The organism is Gelidibacter gilvus (genome assembly GCF_004115975.1).
Classification (GTDB): Bacteria; Bacteroidota; Bacteroidia; order Flavobacteriales; family Flavobacteriaceae; genus Gelidibacter; species Gelidibacter gilvus.
Genome location: NZ_SDDZ01000007.1, coordinates 94679 through 119773, shown reverse-complemented (window position 1 = coordinate 119773; position 25095 = coordinate 94679). Strand labels below are relative to the sequence as shown.

General features: G+C 38.3%; 20 protein-coding genes. 16 read left to right on the top strand and 4 right to left on the bottom strand.

From position 1 onward, the window contains the following. Positions 1 to 11: 11 nt before the first annotated feature. From ESZ48_RS12640 to ESZ48_RS12610, 7 genes are read left to right on the top strand one after another with little or no spacing between them, the layout of a single operon-like run. Positions 12 to 3305, top strand: coding sequence for a TonB-dependent receptor (locus tag ESZ48_RS12640; RefSeq protein WP_223266447.1), 3294 nt, complete (start codon positions 12 to 14; stop codon positions 3303 to 3305). A 4-nt stretch (positions 3306 to 3309) separates the two neighbouring features. Continuing rightward, positions 3310 to 4638 carry a RagB/SusD family nutrient uptake outer membrane protein gene (locus tag ESZ48_RS12635; protein WP_129017853.1) on the top strand — a complete coding sequence of 443 codons (1329 nt, stop codon included), beginning with the start codon at positions 3310 to 3312 and terminating at the stop codon, positions 4636 to 4638. Positions 4639 to 4670: 32 nt separating this feature from the next. Continuing rightward, positions 4671 to 6014 carry a PKD domain-containing protein gene (locus tag ESZ48_RS12630; RefSeq protein WP_129017852.1) on the top strand — a complete coding sequence of 448 codons (1344 nt, stop codon included), beginning with the start codon at positions 4671 to 4673 and terminating at the stop codon, positions 6012 to 6014. Between the two features lie 6 nt (positions 6015 to 6020). Continuing rightward, positions 6021 to 7154, top strand: a complete 1134-nt coding sequence (locus tag ESZ48_RS12625) for a PKD domain-containing protein (RefSeq protein ID WP_190246258.1) — start codon at positions 6021 to 6023, stop codon at positions 7152 to 7154. Further along, complete coding sequence (locus tag ESZ48_RS12620; RefSeq protein ID WP_223266446.1) at positions 7154 to 8011, top strand: cyanophycinase; 858 nt, start codon at positions 7154 to 7156, stop codon at positions 8009 to 8011. Before ESZ48_RS12625 ends, ESZ48_RS12620 begins: the two co-directional genes overlap by 1 nt. A 10-nt stretch (positions 8012 to 8021) precedes the next feature. Continuing rightward, positions 8022 to 9332: a M20/M25/M40 family metallo-hydrolase gene (locus tag ESZ48_RS12615; protein WP_223266445.1), complete on the top strand. Its 1311-nt coding sequence runs from the start codon at positions 8022 to 8024 to the stop codon at positions 9330 to 9332. An 18-nt stretch (positions 9333 to 9350) separates the two neighbouring features. Beyond that, the gene (locus ESZ48_RS12610) at positions 9351 to 10616 is read left to right on the top strand and encodes a T9SS type A sorting domain-containing protein (RefSeq protein ID WP_129017851.1); all 1266 of its coding nucleotides are present in this window, start codon (positions 9351 to 9353) and stop codon (positions 10614 to 10616) included. A 111-nt stretch (positions 10617 to 10727) separates the two neighbouring features. On the opposite strand, the gene ESZ48_RS12605 is transcribed toward ESZ48_RS12610, so the two are convergent. Beyond that, complete coding sequence (locus ESZ48_RS12605; RefSeq protein ID WP_129017850.1) at positions 10728 to 12101, bottom strand: MBL fold metallo-hydrolase RNA specificity domain-containing protein; 1374 nt, start codon at positions 12099 to 12101, stop codon at positions 10728 to 10730. 4 nt (positions 12102 to 12105) lie between these two features. Then, positions 12106 to 12942: an ATP cone domain-containing protein gene (locus tag ESZ48_RS12600; RefSeq protein WP_129017849.1), complete on the bottom strand. Its 837-nt coding sequence runs from the start codon at positions 12940 to 12942 to the stop codon at positions 12106 to 12108. Between the two features lie 305 nt (positions 12943 to 13247). On the opposite strand from ESZ48_RS12600, the gene ESZ48_RS12595 reads away from it, so the two are divergent. The 5 genes from ESZ48_RS12595 (at position 13248) to ESZ48_RS12575 (ending at position 18731) form a co-directional block, all read left to right on the top strand. Then, on the top strand, positions 13248 to 13859 hold the full coding sequence (locus ESZ48_RS12595; protein WP_190246257.1) for a WG repeat-containing protein: 612 nt from the start codon (positions 13248 to 13250) through the stop codon (positions 13857 to 13859). A gap of 62 nt (positions 13860 to 13921) precedes the next feature. After that, positions 13922 to 15010, top strand: a complete 1089-nt coding sequence (locus ESZ48_RS12590) for a site-2 protease family protein (protein ID WP_129017847.1) — start codon at positions 13922 to 13924, stop codon at positions 15008 to 15010. A 115-nt stretch (positions 15011 to 15125) separates the two neighbouring features. Beyond that, entirely contained in the window at positions 15126 to 16025 is a 900-nt protein-coding gene (locus ESZ48_RS12585) for an RsiV family protein (RefSeq protein WP_129017846.1), read from the top strand. Positions 16026 to 16081: 56 nt separating this feature from the next. Further along, positions 16082 to 16849 (top strand): patatin-like phospholipase family protein, encoded by a 768-nt coding sequence (locus tag ESZ48_RS12580; protein ID WP_129017845.1) that lies wholly within the window; start codon positions 16082 to 16084, stop codon positions 16847 to 16849. A gap of 307 nt (positions 16850 to 17156) precedes the next feature. Continuing rightward, positions 17157 to 18731, top strand: coding sequence for a sulfatase family protein (locus ESZ48_RS12575; protein WP_223266444.1), 1575 nt, complete (start codon positions 17157 to 17159; stop codon positions 18729 to 18731). 57 nt (positions 18732 to 18788) lie between these two features. Here the strand turns inward: ESZ48_RS12575 and ESZ48_RS12570 are convergent, their stop codons facing one another. Next, positions 18789 to 19391, bottom strand: a complete 603-nt coding sequence (locus ESZ48_RS12570) for a DUF2179 domain-containing protein (protein WP_129017844.1) — start codon at positions 19389 to 19391, stop codon at positions 18789 to 18791. Positions 19392 to 19824: 433 nt separating this feature from the next. On the opposite strand from ESZ48_RS12570, the gene ESZ48_RS12565 reads away from it, so the two are divergent. Continuing rightward, positions 19825 to 20487 carry a carbohydrate-binding family 9-like protein gene (locus ESZ48_RS12565; protein WP_129017843.1) on the top strand — a complete coding sequence of 221 codons (663 nt, stop codon included), beginning with the start codon at positions 19825 to 19827 and terminating at the stop codon, positions 20485 to 20487. Here the strand turns inward: ESZ48_RS12565 and ESZ48_RS12560 are convergent. Then, positions 20465 to 21505, bottom strand: coding sequence for a LacI family DNA-binding transcriptional regulator (locus ESZ48_RS12560; RefSeq protein WP_129017842.1), 1041 nt, complete (start codon positions 21503 to 21505; stop codon positions 20465 to 20467). The genes ESZ48_RS12565 and ESZ48_RS12560 overlap by 23 nt on opposite strands. Positions 21506 to 21700: 195 nt before the next feature. Here ESZ48_RS12560 and ESZ48_RS12555 point away from each other — a divergent pair, with 195 nt between their 5' ends. The 3 genes from ESZ48_RS12555 (at position 21701) to ESZ48_RS12545 (ending at position 25088) form a co-directional block, all read left to right on the top strand. Beyond that, the gene (locus ESZ48_RS12555) at positions 21701 to 22612 is read left to right on the top strand and encodes a nucleotidyltransferase family protein (RefSeq protein ID WP_129017841.1); all 912 of its coding nucleotides are present in this window, start codon (positions 21701 to 21703) and stop codon (positions 22610 to 22612) included. Position 22613: 1 nt separating this feature from the next. After that, positions 22614 to 23678, top strand: coding sequence for a phosphotransferase enzyme family protein (locus tag ESZ48_RS12550; protein ID WP_129017840.1), 1065 nt, complete (start codon positions 22614 to 22616; stop codon positions 23676 to 23678). 99 nt (positions 23679 to 23777) lie between these two features. Next, entirely contained in the window at positions 23778 to 25088 is a 1311-nt protein-coding gene (locus tag ESZ48_RS12545; protein ID WP_129017839.1) for a sugar MFS transporter, read from the top strand. The last annotated feature ends 7 nt before the right edge of the window (positions 25089 to 25095 follow it).

Sequence of the window (25095 nt, the reverse complement as noted above, 5' to 3'; positions counted from 1 at the left end):
AAAACAAAATTATGAATAAAAATGAGAACCTTTATTCTTTTAAAAGGATAAAATCTTTTAGATACTATTTGGTACATATGATGCGAGTTTTCCTATTACTAATGACCCTTGGCTTGAGTTCTGCTTTTGCGAATTTCTCAGAAGCGCAGACCAAGATGGATATCAACGTAAAAAATGTTTCCTTGGAAGAATTATTTAAAGAAATTCAAAATAAAAGTGAATTTCTATTCTTCTATAAAGATGATGTTTTAAAGCATAAAGTATCCCTAAAGCTGAAAAATGCTACTGTTGCCACTATTTTGGATGCTGCTTTAAAAAACACCGATCTGAGCTACAACATAGACGTTAGGCAGGTGGTCATTAAAAAGGATGTGAGTGCAGAAGTTATCCAATCAACTGGCCAAAACCAACAAGACCGTCCAATAAAAGGAACTGTTTTTGACGACACCGGAGTGCCATTATTGGGTGCTACTGTCCAGATTAAAGGGACCAACAGGGGAGTGACTACAGATTTTGACGGGAATTTTGAAATGTCCGTTCCAGAAAATGCCACGACTCTTGTCATTTCTTATTTGGGTTTTGTTACTCAGGAAGTCTCTATTGTAGGTCTTTCTACGGTGAATGTGACCATGGTTTCGGATAGTATGGCTTTAGAGGAAATTGTCGTCATTGGATATGGTACCGAGCGCAAGTCATTAATCAGTGATGCCGTTACCTCAATCAGCTCAAAACAAATTGAGGATTTGCCAGTGTCAACGGTTGATGGTATTCTTCAAGGGCAGTCTTCTGGCGTTCAGGTGATGCAAAACTCAGGAACGCCAGGTGGTGAAATGTCTGTGCGGATTCGTGGATTAACTTCCATTAGTGGTTCTAGCCAACCGCTTTATATTATTGATGGTATTCCTGTAACTATGGGAGATTACGGTCAGTTAAGTTATTCTGGTCAAGGGTCTAGTGCCTTATCAGATTTAAACCCTAGTGAGATTGCTTCCATCAGTATTTTGAAAGATGCCTCGGCAACTGCAATTTATGGCGCTAGGGCTTCTAACGGGATTGTATTGATTACGACCAAACGCGGTAAAGCGCAACAATCGGTTGTTAATGTTAACGTGTATTCTGGGATGCAACGCGCTTGGAATAAATTGGATATGTTGAACTCCAGACAGTGGATGGAATATAGAAATGATCTGACTGGAACGACGGTTTTCACACAAGAACAAATGGACAATATCACGGTGGATACCAATTGGCAAGATGTTATTTTTAGAACGGCTCCAATCAGTAGTTACGAAGTTTCTACAACTGGAGGTTCAGAAAAGACCAAGTTTTTTCTCAGTGGAACATTATTCGACCAAGAAGGAATCTTGATTGGCACGGATTATCGCCGATTAAATGCACGTGCCAATATTGACCATCAACTTTCTGATAAAATAACTATTGGTACCAGCATCGGATTGACTTATGCTGTGACTAACAGGGTTGAAAGTGATCAAACGCTTCACGGACCTTTACCGAATGGGATTTCAACACCGGCAATTTTTCCAGTGTTTAATGAAGATGGATCATATAATCAGTCGGGACCTTATGCGAATGCACTGTCTATCGCAAATGAAGCTATTGCAGTCAATTATTCTTATAGAACCAACTCTAACTTTTATTTGGATTGGAAAATTATTGATAACCTTAAGTTTTCCACCAAATGGGGTGTGGATTTCATGAACTTTAGAGAGCATTCTTACGAATCGACCAAAACTGTTCAAGGTGCAAAATACAACGGGCTTGGGTTTGAAACCTATAGCAACGTGACTAACATCGTTTCCAATAACCTTTTATCCTATAATAAGAGTTTAGGAAAACATAAATTGGATGCTTTATTGGGCTACAGTTTTGAAAGTTATGAAAGAACCTCCTCTTATATTAGAGGACAGGATTTTGCCGATGACAGTTTAGAATATCTCAATTCTGCGGCGACGATTGTTTCTGCGAGTTCTGGTGCTACCGAATCTGGGTTACGTTCCTATTTTGGACGTTTAAATTATAATTTTGACGATAAGTATATCGCAACATTCACTGGACGATTTGATACATCCACCAAATTTGGAGAAAACAACAGAACAGGATTTTTCCCTGCAGCTTCCGTAGCGTGGCGTGTTATTGAGGAAGATTTTATAAAAGACTCAAATACGTTTTCCGACTTGAAATTTCGTGTGAGTTATGGTCTAACAGGGAATGACGATATCAGTCCGTTCTTGTTTTCTGAACTCTACAGTACGACAGTTTATGGCGGTATGTCAGGAATTTATCCAAGCAATATCCCCAACCCAGACTTAAAGTGGGAAAGTACGGCGCAATTTAACGTCGGTTTCAACTTGGGCTTGTTCAATGATCGTTTAATGCTTACCGGAGATTATTATAATAAGCAGACCAAAGATTTATTGTTGAGCAGACCCTTGCCACCAACCTCCGGCTTTTCGTCAATTACTGAAAACGTAGGAAGCGTTGAGAATAAAGGCGTCGAATTGACTTTAGAGACTCGAAACTTTGTTGGCGATTTCACTTGGAACACACAATTCAATATTTCTGGAAACCGAAATAAAGTATTGGAACTTTATAACGGACAACCCATTGATGATATTGGAAGAGGTGGGAACCGAATTATGGAAGGTCAACCTATTGGAATTTTCTACAGTTATAAATCGCTGGGCGTTGACCCGTCCACAGGAGATATAGTTTATGCCGATACCAATTTTGATGGCGTTATCACTTCCGAAGACAGAACCATCGTTGGTAATCCGCATCCAGATTTTATTTACGGATTGACCAATAATTTTTCTTACAAAGGCTTTGACTTAAGCATCTTTTTACAAGGTTCACAAGGCAATGATGTTTTTAATGGATCCCGATTGTTTTTGGAATCCCTTCAAGGTGGCGATAACCAAACCACCGCAATTTTAAGAAGATGGAAACAGCCAGGAGATATTACAGATATTCCGAGAGCTACGACAGATCCTGTAAAAGCAGCACAAAACAAAAGGGTGTCTTCAAGGTTTATTGAAGATGGTTCTTATTTGAGGTTTAAAAATGTCACTTTAGGGTATTCGTTGGACGCTGACATGTTGAGAAAAACATTCTTTAGCTCTATCCGCGTGTATTTAAGCGCCCAAAACCTATTCACATTTACAAATTATACAGGTTTGGATCCTGAGGTTAATTATCGAGGTGATGACAATTCGGTTATTGGAACTGATTTCTTTACCTATCCACAAGCACAAACATTCACCTTAGGAATTAACTTAAAACTTTAAAAAGATGAAAAAGAGTATTTTATTGATTTTTGTTATGATAGCGGTATGGTCCTGTGATGTTTTGGAGGTGGAACCAAAAAGCTCTATTGAAGCAAGTACAGCATTTAAAAATAAAGAGGATGTTAACAAAGGCATTTTAGGAGCCTATTCTTATTTTCAGGCTTTTAGTTATTATGGAAGATCAAATGTGATTTTTCCTGATTTAGCCGCCGATAATTTATCCCATCCCATTGGTGCAACCGCCAGTGAATACAGAGAGATTGCCAACAATAATATTCTTCCTGAAAACGGATCCGTTGGAGGGATGTGGAATATTATGTACGGTGGCATCAACGTTGCCAACAACGTCATAGCTAAAGTTCCAGGTATTGAGAATATGACCGATGCCGAAAAGAATGCCGCTTTAGGTGAACTTTATTTTATTAGAGCGCTTAACCATTTCAATTTACTGAATTATTTTGGCGCCGTTCCTATTAAAGTAATGCCAACAGTAGGAGTGGGCAATTTAGATGCGCCAAGAGATCCGGTAGACCAAGTGTATAGCCAAATCATTAATGATTTAGTGTTTGCATCAGATAATCTATCAGCATCTGGTAATAAAATAAGAACTTCTAAATACGCAGCAAAGGCCTTATTGGCACGGGTGTTCTTGTATAAAGGCGATTACGCTCAAGCCGTAACCTTAGCTACGGATGTCATTGATAATGGCGGTTATACCTTATTGGGTAATTATGCGGATGTTTTTGCGGCAGACCAATCTTCAGAATCCATTTTTGAGATCTATTTTTCGCAAACCGAACGCAACAGGATTGCAGAATATAATTTCCCGACCTCTCTAAACGGAAGAAGGGAAGTAGAACCATCGGCAAATTTACTTGCAGCTTACGAAACTGGAGATTCACGCTATGCGGCAAGCATCGCTTTTGCAGGAACAAGTGCTTATGCCATTAAATATGACGATTTAAGCCTTGGCGCCGATAATGTCATCGTCTTAAGATTGGCAGATGTGTATTTGATCAGGGCAGAAGCTGAAGCGAACAAGACGGCACCGAATATAGCCGCGATCCAAAGTGATATCAACAAGATTAGATTGAGAGCACAATTATTGCCCACTTCAGAATCTTCTGTAGCTCAATTACAGAGAATCATTGAAAAGGAAAGACGAATAGAATTTGCTTTTGAAGGCCACAGATGGTTTGATCTGGTAAGAACAGGAAGAGCAATTGCTGTTTTGCCAAATGTAAACAATGTTAACCAAACCTTGTTTCCAATTCCATCTGATGAAATCCAAACCAATAAACACCCAGGAATGACACAAAATCCTGGCTACTAAAAACTAATCATCATATTTAAAAAATAGATCTTATGCAAACTAAATTTCTAAATTACATACTAATAAGCGTCTTCTCTTTAGCATTATTTTCATGCCAAAATGATGATGATGCAACGCCACCACAATCACAAGCAGAGTTTACTGCGAGTGCAACAGAAGTCAAAATAGGTGAGGACATTCAATTTACCAACAGCTCACAAAATGCGACGGCATACTTATGGAGCTTTGGAGATGGAACCACCTCCAATCAAGTAGCACCTAAAAAGTCATACCAATCCAGCGATGTGTTTTTGGTGAGTTTGGTATCAACAGGTGCAGGCGGCTCTACTATTTCCAGCATGGAAATCAAGGTTACACCAGCCAGCGGATTTACGGTAGCTGATGAAGACAATTTGAGTGCTAAAATTCCGGTGCAATTCACTAATGCCTCTTTAGGCGCTACAAGTTACAGTTGGTCTTTTGGAGATGCTAATAACTCAACTTCTACTGAAGAAAATCCAACGTTTACGTATGCGGCAGCAGGAACATTTAAAGTAACGCTTACTGCCAATGGCGTAGGAGGTTCCAATACATTTACCAAAGACGTCATTATTGCCATGGCGCCAGAAGCACCGGCAGAATTATATTATTTAGACAATACTGATGACTTTATGAGAAAGTTGACCCTGGACGGTTCCGGGACCATTACTGATGTGTTCGATTTGGTTGGTAAATCTGGGGTTGGAATGGCTTACGATGAGGTCAATGATAAAATTTATTTCTCTGACTTTTATACCACGCCATTTGGGAACATTTGGAAAATGAATCCTGATGGTACTGAAGCAGAAGTTATTGTTGAAAACATTGAAGATCCTTATGCAGTTGCCTTGGATGTTGCTGGTAATAAAGTGTATTGGTCAGATTCAGTAGGTAATATCTCTAGAGCAGATTTAGATGGATCAAATGTCGAAATAGGGATTTTGAACATCCCGGACGTCACTTTGACAGGCTTGGCGCTAGACCTTAAAAACGGAAAATTGTATGCTTATGATCTTGATGTAGAAGATCTTTATATAGCGGATTTGGATGGATCAAATCCTACTAAAATTCTTTCCGGAGTTTATGGCTATTCCGTGGCTGTTGATATGGTCAATGATAAAATCTATTTTGAGGATAAACGATCATTGAAAAGAGCAAATCTTGACGGTTCAAATGTTGAAACCATTGCTGAAAGAGCAACCCGTATTTACGGAATTGAAATAGATAATGAAGCAAATAAATTGTACTGGGGTGGACGTGATACGGGAGAAATCTATCGTTCTGATTTGGATGGATCCAACAAAGAAGTATTGAAATCTGGTTTGGGAAGTGTAAGAGGTATCGCATTAATTAAATAAAAAACTATGAAAAATTCGTTTATTATATTCTTTTTAATGAGTATCGGTATCTGTTTTCAGTCTTGTTCTGATGATGGTTTTCCGGTGCCACCAGCAAGTACGGTGCCTTCATTTACCTATGCCATAAGTAATGATGAGTTTGCCCCGGCAACGGTCACGTTTACCAATACGTCCATAGTGCCAGGAACGGTAGGAAATGCTACTTTCTATTGGAATTTTGGAAATGGGGAGTCATCTTCTGAGGCCAATCCAATCTATGTTTATGATGAGGCTGGCGTGTATGTTGTAAATTTGGTTGTGACCACTTCTGGTTCCTTAGAAATAAAGGAATCTTCACAAACCATTGTGGTCAAAGATCCTAATGCTACCGGAACGCCAATTTATTATACGGATGGCACCAAGGTATATCAGGGACTTATCAATAATCTAGCGCCAATTTTCACACAGATAAATGGCTTAGCAACTGAAACCTCTTACAGTATGGCTATGGATACTTTAAATAATAAATTGTACATAAGTGATTATGCTGCAAATAAAATTTTCAGAGCCGATTTAGATGGTAGTAATTTTGAGGAGTTCAGAACCGGATTGGATAAACCTATTGCGATGGCATTTGATTATCAGGAAAATAAAATTTACTGGAACACAACTTCAGGTGTTCAACGTGCCGATTTGGGCAGTACAGATCTTTCCCAAAAAGAAGATTTCGTAACCGGTCAAGCCAATGATCCTGACGGATTGGCGATTGATTTGGTAAATAGAAAATTGTACTGGATTAATTATGATGGTGGCGTTTGGTCTAAAAATTTAGATGGAACTGGGGAAAAAGAGATTCTTCCGGGCGTTGAAGGCGCTAGTATCATAGTGGTTGGAAATCGAATTTATTATGATGAATATGTTGCTTCTGGAGATATTAGAATCAAGTCGGCCAATTTAGATGGCAATGATGTTTCTACAATTGCTGTGGGCGTTTCACGTGTGGTTTATGGATTGGCTTATGACCCAAATGAAGAAAAAATTTATTGGGGAGACCGGAGAGCCTATACCATGATGAGAGCCAACTTAGATGGTAGTGACGCAGAAATCTATTATCAAACAACAGTTGGTACCAATGGTATCGTCATTGGAAAACGTCAATAATGATGAATTTAAAAGGATTAGTAGCAATTTGTGTATGTATTGGGAGTATGTTCAGCATCACTCCCATAAGTGCACAGGATGCTCCAAGCAAAGGAAAACTCGTGATTATAGGAGGTGGTTCAAGACCATCATCCATGTTGGATCGTATTATTAAAGAATCAGGTATTGATCAATCGGGTTATGGTATTATTCTGCCAATGTCAAGTGCTGAACCAGATTCAGCAATCTATTATTCGGGAAAACAGTTTATCGAGAAAGGTCTTAAAAATATTTATGGACTCGATTTCGTGAAGGGTGAGGTGCTAACAAAATCCAAAGTGGATTCCATCAGAAATGCCAAAATGATTTATATTTCTGGAGGCGACCAAAACCGATTTATGAATATTGTTGCCGGAACGGATATTGAAAAAGCCATTCATCATGCCTATAATAATGGAAATTTAATTGCTGGCACCAGTGCAGGAGCAGCCGTTATGAGTAAGATGATGATTACGGGTGCCGAATTGAAACATCCGGAATATGCATCAACCTTCCGAAATATCGATGCAGATAATATCGAAATTGGAACCGGATTGGGCATGTTGGCCAATGTGATCATCGATCAGCATTTTGTAAAACGCAGTCGTTACAACCGATTGATCAGCGCGGTGATTGAGCATCCTGAGATGCTTGGGATTGGTATTGATGAAGCCACGGCAATTTTGGTCATTGGTACGGATGCTGAAATTATTGGGGATTCTCAGGTCATTGTACTTAAAAATCCGAAGCGCTCAAAAAATGTGCATGGCGATAAATTAGGAGCGCATGATATTCAGCTGAATATCTATTTGCCAGGAGAACATTTTCAATTAAATTAAACCGATTATTTTGAAGAAAACATCACAGAAAACAATCCTGCTTTTAGCCCTGTTCTTGAGCAGTTTGACATTTGCACAAAAAGGGAAAATGGAGAAGAGAATTATTAAAGCCGTTGATCAGCATTCGGAGGCGGCCATTGATCTACTCAAAAAATCGGTCAATATCAATAGTGGAACGATGAATTTTCCAGGGGTGATAAAAGTGGGCGAATTATTTAAGGCAGAATTGGATCAACTCGGATTTCAAACAGAATTGACCAATGGCGAAGCTTATGGACGAGCCGGCCATTTAATCGCTAAAAGGACAGGTAAGAAAGGACCGAAATTCTTATTGATCGGCCATTTGGATACCGTTTTTGAATTGGACAGTCCTTTTCAGGAATACACCATGTTAGACGAGAATATCATGAAAGGTCCTGGTGTTGCCGATATGAAAGGTGGTGATGTCATTATCATATTAGCCATGAAAGCACTTAAAGATGCTGGAGTTTTAGACGATATGTCCATTGAAATAATCATGACTGGTGATGAAGAATTGAGCGGCGAACCGATTGAATTGGCCAAGAAAGATTTGATAGAGGGCGCCAAACGTGCAGATATCGCTTTAGGTTTTGAAAATGGAGACAATAACCCAAAAACCATAGTGGTTGCCCGTAGAGGATCTTCAGATTGGCAATTGAAAGTTACAGGGGTGCCAGCGCATTCATCACAAGTGTTTACTAAGGATATTGGCGTTGGTGCTATTTATGAAACCTCACGGATTCTGAATGAATTTTATTTACAGTTATCCAAAGAAAAGGATTTGACCTTTAATCCGGGGTTTATCATTGGTGGCACCGATTTGAATCTTAATGACGATCTCACGGGTGGTACTGCTTTCGGAAAAGACAATGTCGTGGCACAACAGACAATTGTGCATGGCGATATTCGGGCAACATCTCTAGAGCAACTGGAAAAGGCGCATGGCATCATGAAACAAATTGTTGCCAACAATTATCCCAACACGTCTGCAGAATTGATTTTTAATGATAACGGCTATCCACCTTTGGCGCTTACCGAAGGCAATACAAAACTCTTGAAAGTTTATGATACGGTAAGTCAAGACTTGGGTTTTGGCGCAGTAGAAGCAGTTAATCCCAGAAATGCAGGAGCGGCTGATATCTCCTTTACCTCAGGGTATGTGGATATGGCACTTGATGGATTGGGTTTAACAGGCGGTGGCGGCGACCATACGATTGAAGAAACTGGCGATTTACGAACGGTGGCAACCCAAGCAAAAATTACTGCGGTATTAATGTATCGTTTAATTAATCAGAAATAAAACAAGAATTAAAGGCTTATGAAGAAAATTACACTCTTATTTTTACTGAGCATTCAAATGCTTTTTGCTCAGAATTATACGGAATATCTTACAGGAAATGCTACAGATGTCACGACCAATCATAAAGCAGGAATTTGCTTGATGGGTGGAGCAGCTGATCAAGATGATGCCTTAAAGTGGTTCTTGAGCCAAACCGATGGTGGGGATGTGGTGGTTTTAAGAACCACTGGCGATGACGGTTACAATAATTATTTTTACACGAATTTGGGAGTAACCATAAACTCAGTACGAACATTTGTTATTGAAGATGCTCTAGCCGCCATTGATCCCTATATATTGGAAAAAGTGGCCAATGCAGAAGCTATTTGGTTTGCTGGTGGAGACCAATATGATTATGTCAAATATTTTAAGGATAATGCCATGGAAGATGCCTTAAATACCTTCATTAATACCAAAAAAGGAGTTATTGGCGGTACAAGTGCTGGAATGGCAATTTTGGGAAGTTCCTATTTCACTGCCCAATATGGATCGATTACCAGTCCGGAAGCTTTGAGCAATCCTTATCACGCAAGGGCCACAATTGGCTATGATGACTTTTTGGATATTCCGTTCATGAAAGATGTCATTACCGATTCACATTTCGCAAATCGTGATCGTGAGGGACGAATGAGTGTTTTTATGGGACGTCATACGGCAGATAATGAGAGACGTTCTTTTGGAATTGCTTCTAGTGAACGAACTGCCATTACTGTAGATGTTAATGGGAAAGCTGCTGTTTATGGTTCAGAATCTGCTTATTTCCTGCAATCGAATTGTGTTGCAAATAATACACCAGAGACGATTGAAAAATTCAAACCTTTCACCTGGAACAGAGGAGGAGAAGCCATAAAAGTCTATAAAGTACAGGGAACAGGAGCAGGCACCAATTATTTTGACCTGTCCGATTGGGAAACAGGAAGTGGTGGCACCTGGGAAAATTGGTCGGTTACTGCGGGCGTGTTTGCTGCCGTAGCTGGAACGAATCCTATGTGTGGCACATTATCTACTCCGACATTTGAAAATCTTAATGTTGAAGTTTACCCAAATCCAACATCCGATAGGTTATTCTTAAAATCAAAAACCCCTGTAAAATCGGTTAAAATTTACAATGTTTTAGGAAAAGAATTCTCGGTATCACAATTGAACAATGACATGCTTGATGTGTCTTCATTAAGTTCTGGATTGTACATTTTAAAACTTTATTCAGAAACATCCGAACAAACTTTTAAATTCATTAAAAAATAACCAACCCTTTTTTTAATAGTAAAACCTTGTATGTGTGACCACTGCAAGGTTTTTTTTGTGACGTTAAATGCGGTGTTGAAATCCGATACTAACTTAGAAACAATGCCAATTTTAAATGCGTATTGTTTCTACTTCATTGAGTTTTGGGATATGCACATGCCATTTATAAGTGTTTGTTATTTTTACCCGAAATGCATCTAAAGCGGCGGGTTCGCCATGGATGAGGTATACTTTTTCAGGATTATTTTTAATCGCACCCATCCAATGAAGCAATTCACCTTGATCGGCATGGGCGGATAAACTCTCAATATGCTTAATGGTGGCTTTTACGGGATGGTATTTACCAGAGAATCTGATTTCATGCGCCCCGTCAAACAGTTGTCTGCCTCGAGTGCCTTCTGCCTGATAACCGACCAATAACACAGTGGTTGAAGATTTATCAATCAGTTGTTGCAAATAGGTGAGCACTCTTCCACCAGTCACCATGCCGCTACCGGCAATAACTATTTTAGAGCGTTTGTCGTCAATCGTTTCCCAGGTTTCTTTGTAAGATTGGATGATATTTACATGATTGCACATCGCGTTATAATCTGAATCCGATAGTTTGTGCCATTTTGGAAATTGCCTGAACACATTCAGAACATTGTTCCCCATTGGGCTATCTACAAAAATGGGAATATTGGGGATTTTGTTTTTCTGATATAATTTCCATAGAATATACATCAGTGTTTGGAGTCGTTCTACGGCAAAACTAGGGATGATCAGATTGCCTTTTTTGTGAATGGTTTCAATGATGATGTCTGTAAGCACCTGTTCAACATCTTCTTCTGGATGGAGTTTATTTCCATAAGTACTTTCAATAAACAGGAAATCTGCCCATTCTGGACGCTTAGGATCCTCCAATAAATAATCGTCGTTTCGGCCAATATCCCCAGAAAACACAAAACGCTTGGAATTGACGTCCAACTCTATAAAAGTCGCCCCAAGAATGTGGCCATTGTATTGAAAACGATAGGAGATATGCTCAGATAAAACAATCCATTTATCGGCCATTTCAACCTGAAACAAACGAATGGTTCTCTCTGCCTCCGCAACCGTATAAAAAGGTAGCGCAGGGCTGTGTTTTGTGTATTTTTCATCGTTGGCTTTTGCGGCTTCCTCTTCATGAATTTTAGCACTGTCCTTCAAAATGATTTCCGCAATGGCCAAAGTCGGTCCGGTTCCGATAATTTTCCCTTGATATCCCTGCTTTACCAAGCGCGGCAAATACCCAACGTGATCTAAATGGCCATGGGTAAGCAGCACGACATCTATGGCGCTGACATCTATTGGGAGATCCGTCCAATTAAGTTCACGGAGCTCTTTTAGACCTTGGAACATCCCACAATCTATCAGGATATTTTTTTCTGAGGTTTCAATTAAAAATTTCGAACCCGTCACAACACCGGAAGCGCCCAAAAAAGTTACAATTACATGATTGTCCATAGTTTTAGTGTTTACATAACATTGCAATCTCATTTTGAATTTTCGATTTGCGAGTTTCAGAAATCCCAAGATGATCCAAGAAAAACAGATCGTCTATCAAATCTCTGCACAACACCACATCTCTACTTAATAAAAATTGTTTTTCACGATTGGTCAATAAGGTTGATACTGTTATTGGATATAATCCTAATCTGTCAATCCTATTTCTTAACCCATTATCTTTTGGATAATCCCAACTTAAAAGATACAAACCAATGCAATTCCCGTATTGGATCGCATCTTTAGTAAATCGGGTGTTGGTGACCACCCAGCCTGCCTCTAGTTTTGTTTCATGCTGTTTTGAATCCCAGTGCGCTTTGACATCTTTAAATCTTGAAGCGATATACAATGGGATTTTAACGTTGCAGTTTCTACCTTGTTCGGTATGAAATTTACATTCAATAAGCGTTGTTTCTCCGTTTTTTTCAGCGACGACATCTATTTCATGACGTACACATTCGCCTTGCATAATTTCACCTACTTGCGTGTCATAACCTGAGTATTTTAAAATGGCACTTATAAAGCGTTCAAATGGATAGCCCGTTGGACCCAACTCATAGATCGCTTTTTTAAGTTTGTATTTGGATGCCAGATAACCCCCTTTCTTTTTCAATAATGCGAAGGCTCTATTATAGATTTCCTTTGTTGAAATGCCATTATATAATTCTTCTTTCACTTTCTCAATGATTTCATTTATTGTCTGTTCGTCTGCACCCGATTTTCTCAGTGAAGCACTTAGTTTTTTAAGTGAAAACTTTACTTTTTCACCAGAAGATTTAATGATATCAATATTAGTAGTCATAGCTTTTACAGGAATAATGCGTTAAATAAACTTTTAAAGATGAGGCATTAGACAGGTTAGTAACCTACTGGAATTATAATGCGTTTCCTCATTTCTATTGGTTGATGTGTTAAAGTTAATGAGTAAAAGGGAGAAGACCTATGATAAATATCAGATTATGAAGTGGGCAAGATAGTCATCAAAGTATAAGACTGATATTTTGCCAATCCTTAAAACAAAACCAATATTTCCACTATACTGATGGATATCATTTCATAAGGATTTTATTCTAGTTAATTTTATACCTAACCATAAATGTTATGATCATGAAACGTTCACATTTTTTAAGTTTTTTAATGCTAGTTTTTACATCCGTTCTTTATTCCCAAAGTATGGTTGATGCCGACTTTGTATCGCCAATGAATGATGAGATGGTGGCTGTTAAAAAGGGAAGCCAATGGGGATTTGTCAATTCTGAAGGCAACTTTGTCATCAATTTTAGGGATGATTTGGTGATTACCAAAACAGCCGATGGCAGTTTTCCTATCTTCCATAATGGCAGATCGCTCATCACTCAAAGAAAGGATGGCATTAATTATTATGGATACATTGACCGATCAGGAAAAACGGTAATTGAACCCCAATACTTGAATGCGACAAACTTTAAAGATGATGCCGCCATTGTTTTGGTGCTAAGAAGAAACGAGCTATCACAGAATATCGCATTGAATAAACCGGTTGTAAATTACGACTATTTTGAGGTGGCCATCAACCCAAATGGCGAAGTCATCACCTATTTGACTCAAGAACCTGTGCATATTACCCTATCGGCAGAAAGCCTAAGAAAACCACCAGCAATCTATTCCAAAGCACTTTCTAACACCATGTTTGCAGTGATGAATGCACAGAAGAAATGGTCGATTTTAAAAGTTGAATAAACCGCATCCCTTTTTTATTAGTTTGATAATTTATTAATGCTTACAAATCAAGGAATCATATTATGAGTGCTAATTTAAAGTTAGGTAAATACTACGGAACAGAAATTCAACTTCATTGGACATTTTTCCTACTGACGGTATGGATTGTTTTAAGTGAAGTATTAAGTGGCGCCTCTGTTGACCGTGTTTTATTTAACCTTCAATTTGTCCTTGCGGTCATGATTTGTGTGCTGCTGCACGAAATGGGCCATTTATTGGCAGCGCGGAAATTTGGCATTAAAACAACAAAGATGGTGCTCTTGCCGGTTGGAGGTATTTCAACTGTGGACAAAACAACCGAATCGCCTAAAGAAGAACTTTTGATCACCTTGGCTGGTCCTTTGGTAAATATCATTATAGCGGGCATCCTCTTTTTTGCAATCCCAGTGAGCGATTATATCGGGTATAATTTCTTGGAATATTTTACCCTTCTCAATGAGTTTTCTTTTAAAAACTTTCTTTTCTTTCTTTTTATTGTGAATATAACCTTGGCTGTATTCAATTTGATACCCGCTTTTCCTTTGGATGGTGGCCGAATCTTGAGAGCAGTATTGGATTTCAAGTTCAGTCGTGTTACAGCAACACGTATAGCCACCACAATAAGTCATGTTATTGCCATTTTCTTATTGCTGACGGGCTTATTATTTAACCCAATCTTATTGTTCTTGTCTTTATTTCTTTTGATCGGGAGTTTTAGCGAAAACCAAGTGGTCCATCAAATCGATTTGCTCAAAGGCTATTTGGTGAGGGACGCTATGTTAAAAAACATCACGGTTTTTGATCCTAAAGAGACTATGGAAGATGTGATCCGAGTGATTCTAAGAGGATCTGAAACTAATTTTGTCGTCGTTAAAAATAAGAAAATTGTAGGGCTTTTGTATCATAAGGACATTATTGAAAACTCCAATAAAAGAAGTCTTTTGGTCCAAGAGGTCATGACTACCAATTTTAAAACCATGGAAACCAAAGAAGAACTTTCCGTCGCTTATCGACTCATGCAGGAGGAAACGCATCCCTTTTTTCCTGTTACAGAGAAGAACGAATTGGTTGGTGCTATTGATTTTGACAATCTGCACGAGTTTTTACTGATGGAAGACCGATTGAAATACTAAAATTTTTAGGTGAATGATGGTTGCATTGTATAAATTGCAGTGCTAATGATTTATTCTTAAAATCTATGGGATTACAGAATGAAACGAAACCAAACCAAATTTTAATTAAGCGTACATGAAATATTTAAACCTAATCTTAGTGGTTCTTTTGCTTGCAAGTTGTAAAAATGATAAGCGTGAGGACAGTAATCTTGATATTGAGGACACTGAACAAACTGTGCCACTTGCTACAGATACGCTTCAAATTGGAGAAGGAGGTATCAATTCTTTGAATAGGTCCGTTTCCATCGAATTTAAACAGAAGGAATTAATTGAAAAAAGGGACCAAAGATCAGAATTTCAGAAGTTGATCATCGACAAAACCTATCAAATACAGCAACCGGACTACACGATCAATTTCAAATATCCACAACTTGATGAAACGCTAAAGGCTTCAAACCGGAATTTCAACGAATTTATCAATGATTACTATGTGAATATCAAACAGACGGTTTCAGACATAGAAGCCAGTAAAATGTTATGTGATAGTATAGAAGCTATAAATTTTAGAGAGGACCGATTTATAGATTACAAAATATACATTGTTAATGATCAATTGGTAAGTGTCCTATTTTATAAGGAGGATTTTTATTCGGGCGCCATGCATCCCAGCTATTCTTTTGACTGCTTCAATTTCGATTTGAATAAAGGTGTTTTTATGACATATGAAGACTTTTTTAATCCAGGTTCTGAAGACGAGTTATTAAGGATTATGAATGATAAAATTATTGAAAAAATTCAAAATTCTGAACTGTATTATGACTGTTGGGAATTATCGCCATCCGATTTTTTTGAAAGTAAAAACAACTTTGTGATCAATGATAATCAAGTTGAGTTTTATTTTGATGACTGCGTCATGTGCCCTTCTTACACAGGCTCTTACTCTATCGAACTTCCGCTTGTAGAATTGCTATCGGTTCTAAAGAAGTCCAATGCTAACCTTTTGACTTTGGATAAAAATCAGCCCAGTAGATAGAAAATCATTTCACATGTTTTTTAAAATAGAACCATCCATCTAGTTAAAGAGATCTTATGAATATTGGTTTAGTTTTATCTGGTGGCGGGATGCGAGGAGCCGCCCATATTGGCGTCATCCGAGCGCTTGAAGAACATCAAATTTATCCCACTCATATTGCAGGTTCAAGTGCGGGAGCTATTGTAGGTTCACTGTATGCATACGGCTATGGTTGGGAAGAGATTTTGGCGTTTTTTAAGGAAGTGCAACTCATGAACATTAGAAAATATGCCATCAATAAACCTGGATTTATTGATGCCGAAAAATTTCATGAGGATTTTAAAGTCTATCTAAAAGATGACGATTTTTCGTTTTTAAAAAAGAAACTCTTTATTACGGCGACCAATATCTTGAGTGGAAAACTTAAAATATTTGAAAAAGGTGAACTCATTAAACCTGTTTTGGCATCTGCTGCCTTTCCTGGTTTATTTGCGCCGGTAAAAATTAAAAGTTCTTATTATATCGATGGGGGAGCGCTTAACAACTTTCCTTTGGAACCTCTAAAGAAAAAATGTGATCGGATTATTGGCGTTTATGTGGATGGATTTGATGTGCTGACCATAAAAGATTTGAAGCATTCCCACAATGTAGTGGAACGCGTGTTTAGGGTGAAATCGGTTTTAGAAAATCAGCATAAATTTGCTGAATGTGACCTTATGATTGCTCCTTCTGAATTGAACGCATTCGGAACTTTTGATAAGAAAAACATCGATGCGATTGTTGAAATTGGATATAACGCGGCCAAAACTGCGCTTCTGAATTATGACTTGGATAAATTTAAATAATCTCCAATTCTTCTGAATAAAGCCTCAAAAAGGTTTCTTTTATTTTGACAATTCCATGCTTTAGATGAATGCTTCTCTTGAGTTTTTTTAATCCATCTCATTTATAACATCTTCATTTTTAGATAAGGATTCAAATGGATTCCCAGCCACGTCTATGAAATCTAAATACAATAAGGTTTGAGCCCATGAAAAATTAATATCTTGGTGTTTTAAAACCAACAACAACGAATTTTTTGAACTGCGATTTTACCTTCTTCCAGCTCAAGATCTTCAAGTGAAAGGTTTAAAACTCTTTTAAATATTAATTATGACCTTAAAAAACCAGTCTTATTTAATTTTCATATGTCTTGCTTTTATGATCTTTGGTTGTAAGGATAAATCCGAAGGAAATAAATCGGATGCAGCACCTACCATTAAGGATCAACAAAAGCCCAATATAGTTTTCATTTACACTGACGATTTAGGTTATGGTGACCTCAGTAGTTATGGCGCGACAGAAGTTTCTACGCCCGCTATAGATGCATTGGCTGATGAGGGCATCTTATTTACCAATGCCTATGCCACAGCCGCAACCTGTACGCCATCAAGATATTCATTATTAACAGGAGATTATGCCTGGCGTAAAAAAGGAACTGAGGTGGCAAGAGGAGATGAATCCCTTTTAATAGATACCAAAAGGACTACTTTACCGGGTGTTTTAAAAAGTGCTGGTTATAAAACGGGAGTTGTTGGGAAATGGCATTTAGGTTTGGGCGATGAAAACGGACCAGATTGGAATGGGAAAATCAGTCCTGGACCCTTGGAAATTGGTTTTGATTATTCGTATTTGATTCCTGCAACTGGCGATAGAGTTCCGTGCGTGTTTGTTGAAAACCATCATGTGGTCAACTTGGATCCTAATGATCCCATTTCAGTGAGTTATAAAGAAAAGATTGGAAATTGGCCTACAGGCAAGGAAAATCCAGAGTTGTTAACCATGAAACCTTCTCACGGCCATAACCATACCATCGTTAATGGCATTAGCAGAATTGGATTTATGCAAGGTGGAAAGGCCGCTTTGTGGGATGACGAGACCATTCCTATGGAATTGGTTGATAAATCCAAGAAATTTATCAATTCAAGTAAAGAGCAACCTTTCTTTTTATTTCTTTCCACTCACGACATTCACGTACCAAGAGTGGCCAACGCCATGTTTCAAGGAAAAAGTGGAATGGGACCAAGAGGTGATGTTATTTTGCAATTGGATTGGACCGTCAATGAAATTGTCAATACACTTAAGGAACAAAATTTATTGGACAACACGATCATCATTTTCTCTAGTGATAATGGTCCCGTTATAGATGATGGATACCAGGATCAAGCCAGAGAATTGTTGGGGAACCATAAACCTACGGGAGGTTTGCGTGGTGGTAAATACAGCGCCTACGATGGCGGCACAAAAGTACCGTTAATCATTCGTTGGCCAGATGGTAATAGAAAAGGAACGGTTTCTAGGGCTCTTGTGAGTCAGGTAGATTTTTTAAGGACGTTCGCAGCTTTGGCGGGTGTGGATAAAGTGTATGAGGATGTCATTGATAGTCAAAATGCCTTAGATGTTCTTTTAGGCGAAAATACCATTGGAAGAACCGCACTGATACAAGAAAGTATTCGAGGCCCTTTATCTTATATTGAAGGCGAATGGAAATATATTGAGCCTATAGATGGTCCAAAATTAGTGCCATGGGGACCTATCATTGAAACCGGTTTTCAAATGGAACCACAATTGTTTCATCTGAAAAATGACCCGAATGAACAAGAAAACCTCGCATCAAAATTTCCTTATCGCGTCATTGATTTTAAGGAAAAGCTCACAAAACTGAAAAAATCTGGTATTGCGAACTGATTTTCGCTCAAGTTTTTTAAATAAGAAGACCGAATCGGATGCGTTCTTATCCTTGTATTACTTCCTCTTTAGTTGTAAACCCCAAAAGCCAATTTGTCTCGGGCTATCATCAATGAGATTGACTTCGTTTACCATTTTCACGCCTTCTATAGTATAGAATGCACTTGGATGATATCTGTTGATGGCTTCAGTTAAATGCTTTAAGTTTTCTCTTTTTAAAACCAAGAATACCACGTTGACTTTTCCAGTTTTCCCTTCAGCATCCAAAATGGAATAACGATAATTATTATCGCTCAAAAAAGTCAACAGTTCGTGCACTGGTTCTTTGGTGATCAATCTTAAAACGACCCGGCCAATGGCAAGTTTTTCCTCAATGTACATGCCTACAAAAGTTCCCACTGCAAAGCCGCTGGCATAGGCAACATAGGATAAGGCGTTATCTATATTGCTAATGATCTGCCCGATGGCCAATAGCCAAATCAACGCTTCAAAGAACCCTAAGAATGGCGCAATATTCCTTTTGCCGCTCATCACAAACAGGATTCGAATGGTAGATATGGAGACGTCCCCAATCCTTGCGATAAATATTAATAACGGAATAATCACGTAGTTGAGCGTGTTCTCACTGACGCCGAAATTATCATAAAAAAATTGTTCCATACTTCTGAAATACTAAAGAATTGAAATTCCTGACACTTATGAACTAGGTGCCAAAATTCGGTGCAAATGTATTGAATTATATTTTTATTGATATCAATTTGTCATCCCTATTCTTAGGATGATCTCATCTTTTATTGGTCAGATTGTGGAGTGATAAGTAACCTGTTTTTTAGAAGTTGACTAGCAATTAAATGATGCCGTTATAGCTGATTTGAATGTTGACAGGATAGAGAAATAATGGTCTAAAAATGATTTTAATTTTTTAGTGATGAAAGATATTGGCCATCACTTGAACGCTTTATTAAATCGGAGTTATATAGGTTGGGAGTGATTTTATGCATTTATTTGTGACAATAATTGTAACTTTAATCTTGGTATTCTCATAATCCCGAATTGTGTTTATGGGCATCACGTTTATTCGGATTTTAATATTATGAAAACATATAAAGTTAAGGTGATTGATGTCAATCATATGGAAATCAACGGCAAGGCGAATCATCCGTTATGGGAGAAAGCAATGGTTTTAAATGATTTTTCATCACCATGGCATTTTGAAGATGTAGAAGATATCGAGTTTAGAGCCTTGCACGACGGCACGAATTTATTTGTATCCTATAAAGTGAATGACAGTTCATTGCACATTGATAGTACGGACGATACAAAGAAAAGTGTGGACAATTCCGATCGTGTGGAGCTGTTTCTAAGATCTGATAAACACTTAGATCCTTATTACTGTCTTGAAATAGATCCGTTGGCAAGGCTGCAGGATTTTATAGCACGCCCAAATAGAGTGTTTGATTATCTGTGGGATTGGCCAAAGCAGGATATTTCCATAAAATCCGACATGACGTCTTCTTCTTTCAGTGTGGAACTATCGATTTCTATGGAGGCCTTAAAAAGATTCAAGCTCATCCAAAATGACGGTCATATTGAAGCGGGAATTTTTCGAGCAAAATACAATCAAAAGCAAAATGGTCAGTTTGAGCCAACTTGGATTACCTGGGTAGATCCGCAAACGGAAACTCCAGACTTTCATACGGCATCAGCTTTTGGGAAACTAAAACTCGAGAATTTTAAGCTCTCAAAAAAGGCGTGACATTTTCTGAATTAATAATGTCTATTGGGAGAAGATGCTTGCCCGGAATATCTTTTTCAAACACTAAGTTTTCGATTAAAAATTTTAAACCCAAATAAGCTTGCTGCCTGGGATTTTGATGGATCAAGAAATCGATCACCCCATCTTTTAAGTAATGGACGTTCTCCGATAATAAGTCATAGCCTACCAACTTGATATGGCCTTTGTTTTCAGATTCCAGTAATCGTGCCACGTGAAAAGCTTTTGAATTGGTCACAAAAATACCGGTCAAATTAGGATGGTCTTTCAAAAAGTCGCGCAGTTTATCTTCAGTTTCAGTATATCTAATCTTGCACTTTAAAATATCATCGGTAAAACCATCAAGATCGTCAAAATAACTTTTGAAACCTTTTTCCTTTTCCTGCATGTGCACTGCATTTTTATATTTTTCATCAATATGGATGATGGCCATATCGCCTTTGTCTATAATACTATGCATGAGTTTGGCGGCCACCCGTCCGCTTTGGTACAAATCCTGACCTATAAAACTGGCTATTGAAGCATCAATCTGATTGTTAAAGGTGCACACCTGAATATTCAACGCTTTATAGTGTTCCAAGACAGTTTTGGCTTCTTTATAAAATAGAGGAACCATTAAGATCATATCGGGAGCGGAATCTAACAGAAGTTCATGATGTTCCATGAACGACTTCGTATCGGTGGGATCAAATAAAAAGGTATTTAATCGAATATCAAAAGCGCTGAATTCGGACAGGGCTTGTTGAATACCATCAGAACACACCTCCCAATACGCATCTTTTTTTGGATCGGGTAGTAAAGCCCCAATTTGATAGATCCGATTGTTTTTTAAGTTTCTAGCGATGAGGTTGGGTTGGTAATCAATATCCGCAAGCAATTGTTTGACCTTGTCCTCAACATCCTTTGCCACGTTGCCGCGGTTATGGATGACGCGATCAATAGTCCCTTTAGAAACTCCCGCCAATTGAGCGATATCTTTTATGGTGTATTTTTTCATCATTCACATTTGTATAGTACACAAGAGATGTGTATATTCGCATTACTGTGTTCGAGCACAATTTATGAAAAATTATGTTGCAATTCAAAATTATAAAGTAGGATTGTCATATTTCAATCGGTTGTCTCGGTCCAAATTACATTAATTTCCATTCGAACCTCAATCGATTGAGGTGATTTAAGAATTAAAATAAAACACATGGTAGTAACAAATAAACCGACATTAGTCATTTTAGCAGCAGGGATGGGGAGCAGATATGGCGGTTTAAAGCAAATGGACCCATTTACCCCAGAAGGTGACACCATCATCGATTTTTCGCTATATGATGCTCTTCAGGCAGGATTTGGCAAGTTTGTTTTTATTATTCGAAAGAGTTTTGAGGCCGAGTTTAAAGAGATCTTCAGCAAAAAACTACAAGGGAAAGCTGAGGTGGATTATGTGTTTCAAGAATTTGATAGCGTTCCAAAAAAATATAGAGATCCTAAGCGAACAAAACCTTGGGGTACAGGTCATGCTCTATTAATGGCGAAAGATGCTGTGCAAGAAAATTTTGCCATCATTAATGCGGATGATTTTTATGGAAGGGAAGCGTTCATGACCATGGCCAAGACCTTATCGGAAACCGATAAAGATTCCTATGAATTCAATATGATGGCTTATCTGCTTAAAAATACAGTTTCAGATCATGGTTATGTGGCCAGAGGGGAATGTGAAGTGGATGAACATGGTTATTTGAAAGATGTGACAGAACGCACACATATTGAAAAAACTGACGGGCAACTTATGCGCAAGGACGCCAATGGGAAATTCATTCCTATAGATGGCGATACAATAGTATCTATGAACTTTTGGGGTTTTACACCAAGATGCTTTGAGTTTGGAGGAGAGTTGTTTGACGCGTTTTTAGAGGTCAACAAGAATAATCCTAAAGCAGAATTCTTTATTCCTTACGTGGTCAATGAAATTCTGAGATCAAAAAAAGCGAGTGTAAAGGTTTTAAAATCTGACGCGCAATGGTTTGGAGTGACTTATTTAGAAGATAAGGAAAGAGTTGAAGCTGCTATCGCGAAATTAAAGGAACAGGGCGTGTATCCAACTAATCTATGGTAAAATGATAGCAGAAAGACTAAAATATATTTTTGGGCAGTTTGAGCACGACGCTGAATTTGATTCCTATAAAGAATTGGCTTCGGGCCATATCAATGATACCTATTTGATCAAGACTAAGGAGAAGCCTTATTTTGTTTTGCAACGAATCAATCATGGGGTGTTTAAAGACGTCCCTGGACTTATTGAAAATAAAATGTTGATCAGTAATCATATCAAGGATAAACTTGGTCATTTGTCTCCAAAAAAACAGAACCGGCGCATCCTGAGATTTTATATGACAAAATCTGGGGATTCTTTTTATAGAGGTGATGAAGGAAATTACTGGAATCTCATGCATTTTATTGATAAAAGCGTCACTCATTTAAGTGTCTCCAATGAAACTATCGCCTATGAGGGCGGTCGATTGTTGGGCCAGTTTTTGACCTTGACCAACGATTTTGACGCGTCCAAATTAACTGAAGTCATTCCTAAATTCCACGATATGCCTTTCAGGTATTGGGAATTTGAAGAAGCAAAACGAAAGGCAGCGCCAGAACGACTTGAAAAAGCGAAAGCTCAGATAGAACTGGTGGCGAATGCCAAAGAGGAAATGCATATTCTACAGCATCTTAAAGAATCTGGAGACATCAAATTACGTGTCACCCATAACGACACCAAGATCTCCAATGTGTTGTTCAACAAGCGCGATAAGGGACTTTGTTTGATAGATTTAGACACTGTAATGCCAGGAATTGTACATTATGATTTTGGTGATGCCATCCGTACCATTTGTAATACGGCTGCAGAAGATGAAGCCAACTTGGATCTTGTAGAATTTAACGTCGATTATTACAACGCCTATACCAAAGGATTTTTAAAGAAAATGGGGAAATACCTAACGCCAATCGAATTAAAATATTTACCGTTAGGCGCCAAAACGATGATTTTTATTATAGGATTGCGATTTTTGACCGATTATCTGAATGGTGATATCTATTTTAAAACAAAATATGCCGATCATAATTTAGATCGTGCAAAAAATCAATTTAAGCTATTGCAGAGTCTCTCTGAAAAGTTGGGCGTTTAAAACGCAATGGCAATTACTGAGATTATAAAATCAATCAATTCATGTTATAACAACGAATTAACCAATAACTAATAAGTCGCTAACCGATAACCTGTCTTTATGAATACTACACAAAAAAACAATCTCGTTCCAATTCTGATTATTGGAGGACTCTTCGCTATTTTCGGATTTGTAACCTGGATTAATGGCGCGCTCATTCCTTTCATGAGAACGCTTAACGAGTTAACTGAAGCGCAATCTTATTTGGTGGCAACAGCCTCTTATATTTCGTTCGTGGTTATGGCCTTGCCGGCATCCTATGTTATTAATAAAATTGGGTATCGCAACGGGATCTCTTTAGGATTGGCAATTATGGCCGTTGGTGCTTTAGTGTTTATTCCAGCAGCTGATGCGCGAACCTATTGGGTGTTTTTATTGGCCATTTTTATTCAAGGTATCGGGATGACCATCTGTCAAACTGCAGCTAATCCATACATTACTATTTTGGGACCAATTGAAAGTGGTGCGAAACGTATGGCGATGATGGGCATTGCCAACAAGGTTGCCGGAGCTCTTGGCTCAGTAATTTTTGGAGCCTTATTATTATCAGGAATCGATGAGGTAAATGAGAAATTAAAAACTGTTTCAGACGACGAGAAGAATGTATTGTTAGATACCATGGCGGACAGTGTGCACACACCTTATATTGTGATGGCTGCGGTCTTGTTCATCTTTGCATTTTTTATTAGAAAAGCAAATCTACCACACGTAGAAGCTGAGGAAGAAGAAGTTGTAGTAGACGGAGTTAAGACCAGCAAAACCATCTTCCAATATCCACATTTATGGTTGGGTGTTCTAGCTCTGTTTGTTTATGTTGGTGCAGAAGTGATTGCTGGAGATACGATTATCGCCTATGGAATTTCACTGGGAATTTCGGCTGACGATGCGAAATGGTTTACAACTTACACCTTGATGGCTATGGTAGGAACCTATGCTTTAGGCGTGTTTTTAATTCCGAAATACATCAAACAAAAAACGGCCTTGATCATCAGTGCCATCTTAGGGATTGTTTTCAGTCTCTGTATTTTGTCTACCTCCGGATTTACATCGGTTTTATTTGTTGCAGCATTAGGAATTGCAAACGCCTTGGTTTGGCCAGCAATTTGGCCGTTGACTTTAGATGGTTTAGGAAGACATACCAAAACAGCCTCGGCATTATTGATCATGGCAATTTCCGGTGGCGCTATTATACCGCCATTATATGGCCGTATGGTTGATTCCGGAAAACATGAGATGATGGCTAATGGTGTTACAGATGTTGCAGAATTATCAGCGGCATCAACCAGTAGTTATTGGATTTTGATTCCGTGTTATTTTATCGTTTTGTTTTTTGCGGTCTGGGGACACAAAATCAAAAGTTGGAAAAAATAGATACATA